This is a genomic window from Streptomyces sp. AP-93 (assembly GCF_022808175.1).
Taxonomy (GTDB): domain Bacteria; phylum Actinomycetota; class Actinomycetes; order Streptomycetales; family Streptomycetaceae; genus Streptomyces.
This window is the reverse complement of sequence record NZ_JALGBX010000015.1, coordinates 155,852-164,427: the sequence shown is the minus strand read 5'-3', so window position 1 is coordinate 164,427 and position 8,576 is coordinate 155,852. Positions and strand designations below refer to the sequence as shown.

At 69.8% G+C, this 8,576-nt stretch carries 9 protein-coding genes and 2 tRNA genes; 9 read left to right on the top strand and 2 right to left on the bottom strand.

What is annotated here, in order from left to right:
- Together MTF69_RS24520 and MTF69_RS24515 are read left to right on the top strand one after the other, a co-directional pair.
- Nucleotides 1-71, top strand: a tRNA-Gln gene (locus tag MTF69_RS24520).
- A gap of 22 nt (nucleotides 72-93) precedes the next feature.
- Nucleotides 94-166, top strand: a tRNA-Glu gene (locus MTF69_RS24515).
- A gap of 166 nt (nucleotides 167-332) precedes the next feature.
- Here MTF69_RS24515 and ndgR read toward each other — a convergent pair.
- Nucleotides 333-1,049 carry an IclR family transcriptional regulator NdgR gene (ndgR, locus tag MTF69_RS24510; protein WP_112450208.1) on the bottom strand — a complete coding sequence of 239 codons (717 nt, stop codon included), beginning with the start codon at nucleotides 1,047-1,049 and terminating at the stop codon, nucleotides 333-335.
- Between the two features lie 184 nt (nucleotides 1,050-1,233).
- Here ndgR and leuC point away from each other — a divergent pair, with 184 nt between their 5' ends.
- The 4 genes from leuC to MTF69_RS24490 all read left to right on the top strand — a co-directional run bounded on the left by leuC (nucleotide 1,234) and on the right by MTF69_RS24490 (nucleotide 4,457).
- Nucleotides 1,234-2,667, top strand: coding sequence for a 3-isopropylmalate dehydratase large subunit (gene leuC, locus MTF69_RS24505; protein ID WP_243337740.1), 1,434 nt, complete (start codon nucleotides 1,234-1,236; stop codon nucleotides 2,665-2,667).
- Nucleotides 2,668-2,672: 5 nt separating this feature from the next.
- Nucleotides 2,673-3,266, top strand: coding sequence for a 3-isopropylmalate dehydratase small subunit (gene leuD / locus MTF69_RS24500; protein ID WP_243337738.1), 594 nt, complete (start codon nucleotides 2,673-2,675; stop codon nucleotides 3,264-3,266).
- 137 nt (nucleotides 3,267-3,403) lie between these two features.
- Entirely contained in the window at nucleotides 3,404-3,631 is a 228-nt protein-coding gene (locus tag MTF69_RS24495) for a hypothetical protein (RefSeq protein WP_243337737.1), read from the top strand.
- Between the two features lie 145 nt (nucleotides 3,632-3,776).
- Nucleotides 3,777-4,457 carry an HU family DNA-binding protein gene (locus tag MTF69_RS24490; protein WP_243337734.1) on the top strand — a complete coding sequence of 227 codons (681 nt, stop codon included), beginning with the start codon at nucleotides 3,777-3,779 and terminating at the stop codon, nucleotides 4,455-4,457.
- A gap of 68 nt (nucleotides 4,458-4,525) precedes the next feature.
- Here MTF69_RS24490 and cofC read toward each other — a convergent pair whose 3' ends face one another.
- Nucleotides 4,526-5,329: a 2-phospho-L-lactate guanylyltransferase gene (gene cofC / locus MTF69_RS24485; protein WP_243337732.1), complete on the bottom strand. Its 804-nt coding sequence runs from the start codon at nucleotides 5,327-5,329 to the stop codon at nucleotides 4,526-4,528.
- 242 nt (nucleotides 5,330-5,571) lie between these two features.
- On the opposite strand from cofC, the gene MTF69_RS24480 reads away from it, so the two are divergent.
- From MTF69_RS24480 to MTF69_RS24470, 3 genes are read left to right on the top strand one after another with little or no spacing between them, the layout of a single operon-like run.
- Nucleotides 5,572-6,324, top strand: coding sequence for a 1-acyl-sn-glycerol-3-phosphate acyltransferase (locus MTF69_RS24480; protein ID WP_243337730.1), 753 nt, complete (start codon nucleotides 5,572-5,574; stop codon nucleotides 6,322-6,324).
- Complete coding sequence (locus MTF69_RS24475) at nucleotides 6,321-7,331, top strand: NAD(P)H-dependent glycerol-3-phosphate dehydrogenase (protein WP_243337728.1); 1,011 nt, start codon at nucleotides 6,321-6,323, stop codon at nucleotides 7,329-7,331. The genes MTF69_RS24480 and MTF69_RS24475 overlap by 4 nt, the downstream gene beginning before the upstream one ends.
- A 39-nt stretch (nucleotides 7,332-7,370) precedes the next feature.
- Entirely contained in the window at nucleotides 7,371-8,528 is a 1,158-nt protein-coding gene (locus MTF69_RS24470) for a D-alanine--D-alanine ligase family protein (protein WP_243337727.1), read from the top strand.
- Nucleotides 8,529-8,576 lie beyond the last annotated feature (48 nt).

The window sequence follows — 8,576 nt, the reverse complement described above, 5'->3', positions numbered from 1 at the left end:
GGGCTATAGTGTAATTGGCAACACGAGAGTTTCTGGTTCTCTTATTCTAGGTTCGAGTCCTGGTAGCCCAGCGCAGTACCGCAGTAACAGCTAGCCCCCGTTGTGTAGCGGCCTAGCACGCCGCCCTCTCAAGGCGGTAGCGCCGGTTCGAATCCGGTCGGGGGTACGCACAGAAGAGGCCCTCCGCGTTCATCGCGGAGGGCCTCTTCGCCGTTTCCGGACCGATCCGGACGTAGTACGGGCCCGGCGGCGCGTGTGTGGACGTGTGCGGCGTCTCACGCGCCCCCGGGCCCGGGGGTAGTGGTGGTGGGGGTCTGCGACCGGGGAGGTGCTCAGCTGGAGCGGCGCAGGGCCTCGGTCAGTCGGGCGGCCGCGTCGATGACGGCCTGGGCGTGCATGCGTCCCGGGTGGCGGGTCAGGCGCTCGATCGGCCCGGAGACCGATACGGAGGCCACCACGCGGTTCGACGGCCCGCGCACGGGCGCCGAGACGGAGGCCACGCCGGGCTCGCGCTCGCCGATCGACTGCGCCCAGCCGCGACGCCGTACGCCCGAGAGCGCCGTCGCCGTGAAGCGCGCGCCCTGCAGGCCGCGGTGGAGCCGCTCGGGCTCCTCCCAGGCCATCAGGATCTGCGCGGCCGAGCCGGCCTTCATCGGGAGCGTGGAGCCCACCGGGACGGTGTCCCGCAGGCCCGACAGCCGCTCGGCGGCCGCTACGCAGATGCGCATGTCGCCCTGACGCCGGTAGAGCTGCGCGCTCTCTCCCGTAACGTCCCGGAGGTGGGTGAGCACCGGTCCGGCCGTGGCCAGCAGGCGGTCCTCGCCGGCCGCGGCGGCGAGCTCCGCCAGCCGCGGTCCGAGGATGAACCGGCCCTGCATGTCCCTCGCCACCATCCGGTGGTGTTCCAGTGCCACGGCAAGGCGATGTGCCGTGGGTCGTGCGAGCCCTGTCGCCGCGACCAGCCCGGCGAGGGTGGCCGGACCGGACTCCAGTGCGCTCAATACCAGAGCTGCCTTGTCGAGAACGCCGACGCCGCTAGAGTTGTCCATGAAACGATATTCGCGTCTCACACTGTGAAACGCAAGTTCAATTTTTCCAAGAACGAGCGAGTCTGTATGTGCGGGTCCACGAACCACTGGGTCCGAGCCGTCGTCCGGGACGTGGGGTACGGGCGATCAGGCGCACAAGATCTCTATCAAGCGCCGGCACAACCGGCCGGCCGGAGGGAAAGCGATGGGTAGGACACTCGCGGAGAAGGTCTGGGACGACCATGTCGTCCGGCGCGCCGAGGGCGAGCCCGATCTCCTCTTCATCGATCTTCACCTGCTGCACGAGGTGACCAGCCCCCAGGCCTTCGAGGGCCTGCGGCAGGCCGGCCGCAAGGTCCGGCGCCTGGACCTCACCATCGCGACCGAGGACCACAACACCCCCACGATCGACATCGACAAGCCGATCGCGGACCCGGTCTCCCGGGCCCAGCTGGAGACGCTGCGGTCGAACTGCGCCGAGTTCGGAGTGCGCCTGCACTCCCTGGGTGACGTCGAGCAGGGTGTCGTCCACGTCGTGGGACCGCAGCTGGGTCTGACCCAGCCGGGCACCACCGTGGTCTGTGGCGACTCGCACACCTCCACGCACGGCGCCTTCGGTGCGCTGGCGTTCGGCATCGGCACCAGCCAGGTCGAGCACGTGCTGGCGACCCAGACGCTGCCGCTGGCCCGCCCCAAGACGATGGCGATCACCGTCACCGGCGCGCTGGCCGAGGGCGTCACCGCCAAGGACCTGATCCTGGCGATCATCGCCAAGATCGGCACCGGCGGCGGCCAGGGCTACATCCTGGAGTACCGCGGCGAGGCCATCGAGCAGCTCTCGATGGAAGCCCGCATGACCATCTGCAACATGTCGATCGAGGCCGGCGCCCGCGCGGGCATGATCGCCCCCGACCAGACCACCTTCGACTACCTCCAGGGCCGCGACCACGCCCCCGTGGGCGAGGACTGGGACGCGGCGGTCGCGTACTGGAAGACCCTGCGCACCGACGACGACGCCGTCTTCGACGCCGAGGTGGTCATCGACGGCACCACGCTGTCGCCGTTCGTCACCTGGGGCACCAACCCCGGCCAGGGCGCGCCCCTGTCGGCGAACGTCCCCGACCCGGCTTCGTACGAGGACGCTTCGGAGCGCCACGCCGCCGAAAAGGCCCTGGAGTACATGGGGTTGACCGCCGGGCAGCCGCTGCGCGACATCAAGGTCGACACCGTCTTCGTAGGTTCCTGCACCAACGGCCGCATCGAGGACCTGCGCGCCGTCGCCGGGATCATCGAGGGCCGCAAAGTCGCCGAGGGCGTACGCATGCTGGTCGTCCCGGGCTCGGTCCGCGTCGCCCTGCAGGCCGTGGAAGAGGGCCTGGACAAGGTCTTCAAGGAGGCCGGCGCCGAATGGCGGCACGCGGGCTGCTCGATGTGTCTGGGCATGAACCCCGACCAACTGGCCCCCGGTGAGCGCTCCGCGTCCACCTCCAACCGCAACTTCGAGGGCCGGCAGGGCAAGGGCGGGCGCACCCACCTGGTGTCCCCGCAGGTGGCCGCCGCCACCGCGGTGCTGGGCCACCTGGCCTCGCCCGCCGACCTGGCTGGGTCGTCCGTCGCTACCGCGCCCGCAGGAGTCTGAGAACGATGGAAGCCTTCACCACCCACACCGGCCGGGCCGTCCCGCTGCGCCGCAGCAACGTCGACACCGACCAGATCATCCCGGCCCACTGGCTGAAGAAGATCACCCGCGACGGTTTCGAGGACGGGCTCTTCGAGGCCTGGCGCAAGGACCCGGAGTTCATCACCAACCGCCCCGAGCGCGCCGGCGCGACCGTCCTGGTCGCCGGTCCCGACTTCGGTACCGGTTCCTCGCGCGAGCACGCCGTCTGGGCCCTGCAGAACTTCGGCTTCAAGACGGTCATCTCCTCCCGCTTCGCCGACATCTTCCGCGGCAACTCGCTGAAGAACGGCCTGCTGACCGTGGTCCTGCCGCAGGAGACCGTCGAGCAGCTGTGGAAGCTGACCGAGGCCGACCCCACCGCCGAGATCACGGTCGACCTGGTCGACCGCCAGGTCCGAGCCGAAGGCGTCGTCGCGGAGTTCGAACTCGACGACAACGCCCGCTGGCGGCTCCTGGAGGGGCTGGACGACATCTCGCTCACCCTTCAGAACGAAGCGGACATCGCCACCTACGAAAGCGTCCGGCCGGCCTTCAAGCCGCGCACGATTCAGGCGTGATTCCAGCCTGATCAGCGCTTATTCGCCTTAGGGTGATCACATAGGCAACACTGTGCCCCCTGCCATCCGGCAGGGGGCACAGTCGTGTGTTGAGGCCCCGTGAGGCGACAACTCGCCCCAGATGGCACAATCTGTGCATGGAACGCGACAGTCAACTTGAGCTCTACGGACTTGTCGCCGACCGATTGAAAGAAGCACACACAAGGGTGCGCACACTGCAAGTCCCGGAGGGCGTAAGGATGGCGCTGTCCCGGAAGCTGTTGGTCGTCACGGCCGTGGCGAAGCATGATCTCGCCGACGCGGCAAGGCGCCTGGACAGGTTGATGAAGGACCTCGACGAGGGTCGATTCCCTGAAGGCGACTGATGCGAAGGAACTCCGTAACGGCCTACAACGTTGCGGCACTAGGGTGATAAGCCCGTTTCGTGTTTGATTTGCGGTATATATCCGCCTAACGTGCGAAATAAGCTTGAACACATTCGTTCTGGCGAAGTCTCCGAAGGGGAAGACGTTGAACAAGGCGCAGCTCGTAGAAGCGATTGCCGACAAGCTGGGCGGCCGTCAGCAGGCCGCGGACGCCGTCGACGCGGTACTGGACGCCATCGTCCGCGCGACCGTCGGGGGCGACCGGGTCTCGGTCACGGGCTTCGGCTCGTTCGAGAAGGTCGACCGCCCGGCCCGCTACGCCCGCAACCCCCAGACGGGTGAGCGCGTCCGGGTCAAGAAGACCTCTGTTCCCCGCTTCCGAGCGGGCCAGGGCTTCAAGGACCTGGTCAGCGGCACCAAGAAGCTGCCCAAGGGCGGCGAGGTATCGGTGAAGAAGGCGCCCAAGGGCAGCCTCACCGGTGGCGCTTCGGCGACGGTCAAGAAGGCCGCCGCGAAGAAGGCCGCACCCGCCAAGAAGGCGGCTGCCGCGGCCAAGACCACGGTCGCGAAGAAGACCACGGCCAAGAAGGTCACCGCCACCGCCAAGAAGACGGCTCCCAAGACCGCCGTGGCGAAGAAGGCCGCCCCCGCGGCCAAGAAGGCCACGGTCAAGAAGGCCGCGGCGACGGCGAAGAAGACCACCGCCACCGCGAAGAAGACCGCCCCGGCGGCCAAGAAGGCCACCGCCGCGACGAAGGCGCCCGCCAAGAAGACGGCGACGCGCAAGGCCACCGCGAAGAAGACCACCGCCCGCAAGACCAAGTAGGGCAACGAGTCACACACGCCGGGCCGGTTTCCCCACGGCGGGGAAGCCGGCCCGCGGTGCGCCGGAGGTCAGAAGGTCTGCAGGGTGACCAGGGTGATCCGCAGGCCCGCGCCCTCGCCGTCCGTCTCGATCCGGACCCGCTGCCCGGGACGCAGCAGCCGCAGGCCGCCCGCGTCGAACGCCGGGGCCTCGAAGGGCACCGGGGTGCCGTCGTCCAGCAGCACACTGCCGCTGCGGGTCTGGGAGTCGTACGTGTACGCGGTCGCCTGCATACGGGCACTGTATCGGGCCGTATGGCGCCCCACGCCGAGGGCCAGGGCCGTACGCAGATCCGCCCCCGTGTCCACGTCCCGCCGGATGCTCTCGACGTCGGAGAGGGCCAATTCCACCGCGCCCGAGGCCGAATGCCGGGCCCGTGAGGGGCCGCCGAACGAGGGCGCCAATTCCACGTCCGGAGCAGCGGAAAGCAGGGTCGTCCCGATTCCCGCCGCATCCGCCAGAAATGCCCGGGGAAATACCGAAGCGGCATCGAGCACGCGTAGCAATTCGGGTGGCCGCAGCGCCGGCAGGTCCGCGTTCATGGCGGCCACCGCCGCCCCGGGCCTGCCCGCCCGTATCTCCCGCGCCCCGTGGGCCAGTGCCGCGTTGAGGCCGGCCGCCGGGGAGTCCGGCACGATCCGGGCCCCCAGCCGCGCCAGTTCCGCACCGGCCGCCGGATCGTCCGTGACGACCACCACATCCGCGACCGCGGTGCAGGCCAGCGCCCCCGCGACGGTGTCCAGCGCGAACGCCAGGGCGAGCCCCGGCCGGGAGGCTCCCACGGCCACCGCGAGGCGGCTCTTGGCCACGGCGAGCGGCTTCAGCGGGACCACCAGACTCCAGACGGCGTTCGTGACGGACCCCTTCCCTCCGGCACGCTCGCGCGCCGCTCAGACCATGTGCGGGTCATGGCCAGGTCATGCGGAGCCCCATTGTCACCTCATGCCGGGCGACCCGGGGTCTGGTCCGGGTGTCCGGGGCGTACGGTGTTCTCGACAGAGACCGGACGCGGGGCCACACTTGTCCGGCCCCGAGGCGCCCAAGCCGCGCACCGGTCCTAGAGGAAGGTGTCCGAGTGTCCCGCCGCAGAATCGGCTTCTGGTACCGCCTTGCGGCGGCCATCGCGAAACCGCCGCTGGTAGTGCTCTTCAGGCGGGACTGGCGGGGAATGGAACACATTCCGACCGAGGGCGGATTTATCACCGCCGTCAATCACAACTCGTATCTGGACCCGCTGTCCTACGCGCACTTCCAGTACAACACCGGCCGGGTGCCCCGATTGCTCGGCAAGGCGGCCCTCTTCGAGGTCCCCATTGTCGGAGCGATCCTGCGCGGCTCCGGCCAGATCCCCGTCTACCGGGAGTCCACCAACGCCCTGGACGCATTCCGGGCCGCCGTGGACGCCATCGAGCGCGGCGAATGCGTGGCCTTTTACCCGGAAGGCACCCTCACCCGGGACCCGGACATGTGGCCCATGGCCGGCAAGACCGGCGCCGCGCGCGTGGCGCTGATGACCAGGGCCCCCGTCATTCCGGTGGCCCAGTGGGGCGCGAATCTCGCGATGCCGCCCTACGCCAAGGAGAACAAGGTCAGCTTGTTCCCGCGCAAAACCCTCCAGGTCCTCGCCGGGCCGCCCGTGGACCTCTCCGCGTACTACGACCGGGAACCCACCCCGGAGGTACTCAGGGAGGTCACCGAAGTCATCATGGCGGCCGTCACCGGGCTGCTGGAGGAACTGCGGGGCGAGAGTGCGCCCGCGCAGCCGTACGACCATCGCAACGCCAGGGCGCAGCAGCGGCGCAAGGCCGCAGGGGAGGGCAACAAGTGACACGTCCCGTGAAGGCAGCCGTATTCGGAACCGGCTCCTGGGGCACGGCCTTCGCCATGGTCCTCGCCGACGCCGGCTGCGAGGTGGTCCTGTGGGGCCGCAGGCGCGAGCTCGTCGACGCCATCAACAGCGGCCGGACCAACCCGGACTATTTCCCCGACATCGAACTCCCCGCGAACATCCGCGCCACCAACGACCCCGCCGAGGCCGCGGCCGGCGCCGACTTCACGGTCCTCGCCGTCCCCTCGCAGACCCTGCGCGGCAACCTCGCCGCCTGGGCCCCGCTGCTGGCCCCCGAGACCGTGCTCGTCTCCCTGATGAAGGGCGTCGAACTCGGCACCGCCAAGCGGATGAGCGAGGTCATCGAAGAGGTGGCCAAGGTCCCCGCCGACCGCGTCGCCGTCGTCACCGGCCCCAACCTGGCCCGTGAGATCGCCGCCCGGCAGCCCGCCGCCTCCGTGGTCGCCTGCACCGACGAAGCCGTCGCCCGCCGCCTCCAGGCCGCCTGCCACACCCCGTACTTCCGTCCGTACACGAGCACCGACGTCATCGGCTGCGAGCTCGGCGGCGCCGTCAAGAACGTCATCGGCCTCGCCGTCGGCATCGCGGACGGCATGGGCCTCGGCGACAACACCAAGGGCTCGCTCATCACCCGCGGCCTCGCCGAAGCCACCCGCCTGGGCCTGGCGATGGGCGCCGATCCGCTCACCTTCTCCGGCCTCGCGGGCCTCGGCGACCTCGTCGCCACCTGCTCCTCGCCGCTCTCCCGGAACCACACCTTCGGCACCAACCTCGGCCGCGGGATGACCCTGGAGGAGACCATCGCGGTCACCAAGCAGACCGCCGAGGGCGTCAAGTCCTGCCAGTCCGTGGCCGATCTGGCCCGCCGCCACGGAGTGGACATGCCGATCACCGACACGGTCGTCGACATCGTCCACCACGGCAAGCCCACCCTGGTCGCGCTCAAGGAACTCATGGGGCGCAGCGCCAAACCGGAACGGCGCTGACTGCTTTCCGGACGCATGAGCGGGTACCCTCGTGGCGATATGAGCAGCGAGAACCTCCCCCAGACCCCTGAGCAGCAGGGCCGCAAGCCCCGCGTGGCCGTCGTGTTCGGCGGCCGCAGCTCGGAACACGCCATCTCGGTCGTCACCGCGGGCGCCGTCCTGCGCTCCATCGACCGCTCCAAGTACGAGGTGCTGCCCATCGGCATCACCACGGACGGCCGGTGGGCACTGACCGCCGACGAGCCCGCCCGGATGGCCATCTCCGGCGGCGAGCTCCCCAACGTGGGGCAGCTCGCCGAATCCGAGGACGGCGCCGTCGTGCTCTCCGTCGACCCGGCCAGCCGCGAGGTCCTCTACACCGAGCCGGGAGCCGTCCCCAAGGCGCTGGGCGAGGTCGACGTGGTCTTCCCCGTCCTGCACGGCCCGTACGGCGAGGACGGCACGCTCCAGGGCCTCCTGGAGCTCTCCGGCATCCCGTACGTCGGCTCCGGCGTCCTCGCCTCGGCCGTCGGCCAGGACAAGGACTACATGAAGCGGGTCTTTACGTCCTTCGGGCTGCGCGTCGGCCCGTACGTGACGATCCGCCCCCGCGAGTGGGAGAACGACCGCGAGGGCGCCCTCGCCCGCATCGCGGAGTTCGCCGGCGAGCACGGCTGGCCGCTGTTCATCAAGCCCGCCCGCGCCGGATCCTCGATCGGCATCACCAAGGTCGACGAGCCCGCCGGACTGGACGCCGCGATCCGCGAGGCCCGCCGCCACGACCCGAAGATCATCGTGGAGGCGCTGCTGCGCGGCCGCGAGATCGAGTGCGGGGTCCTGGAGTTCGAGGACGGTCCGCGCGCGAGCGTGCCCGCCGAGATCCCGCCGGTCTCCAGCCACGACTTCTACGACTTCGAGGCCAAGTACATCGACTCCGCCTCCGGACTCGTGCCCGCCCCGCTCACCCCGGAGCAGACCGCCGAGGTCCAGAAGCTCGCGATCGAGGCCTTCGACGCCGCGTCCTGCGAGGGCCTGGTGCGCGCCGACTTCTTCCTCACCGAAGACGGCACGTTCGTCATCAACGAGATCAACACCATGCCGGGCTTCACGCCGATCTCCATGTACCCGCGCATGTGGCAGGAGTCGGGCATCGAGTACCCGGAGCTGGTGGACCGCCTGATCCAAGCTGCCCTGCGCCGCTCCACCGGACTGCGCTAACCCCGTATCGAGCCCCGCCACGAAGCTCCGTACGCGGACGAGGACCGC

Excerpts from the sequence above, each read along its gene's own strand:
- ndgR (WP_112450208.1), bottom strand. The coding sequence starts at position 1,049 with ATGGACAACTCTAGCGGCGTCGGCGTTCTCGACAAGGCAGCTCTGGTA.
- leuC (WP_243337740.1), top strand. The coding sequence starts at position 1,234 with ATGGGTAGGACACTCGCGGAGAAGGTCTGGGACGACCATGTCGTCCGG.
- leuD (WP_243337738.1), top strand. The coding sequence starts at position 2,673 with ATGGAAGCCTTCACCACCCACACCGGCCGGGCCGTCCCGCTGCGCCGC.
- MTF69_RS24495 (WP_243337737.1), top strand. The coding sequence starts at position 3,404 with ATGGAACGCGACAGTCAACTTGAGCTCTACGGACTTGTCGCCGACCGA.
- MTF69_RS24470 (WP_243337727.1), top strand. The coding sequence starts at position 7,371 with ATGAGCAGCGAGAACCTCCCCCAGACCCCTGAGCAGCAGGGCCGCAAG.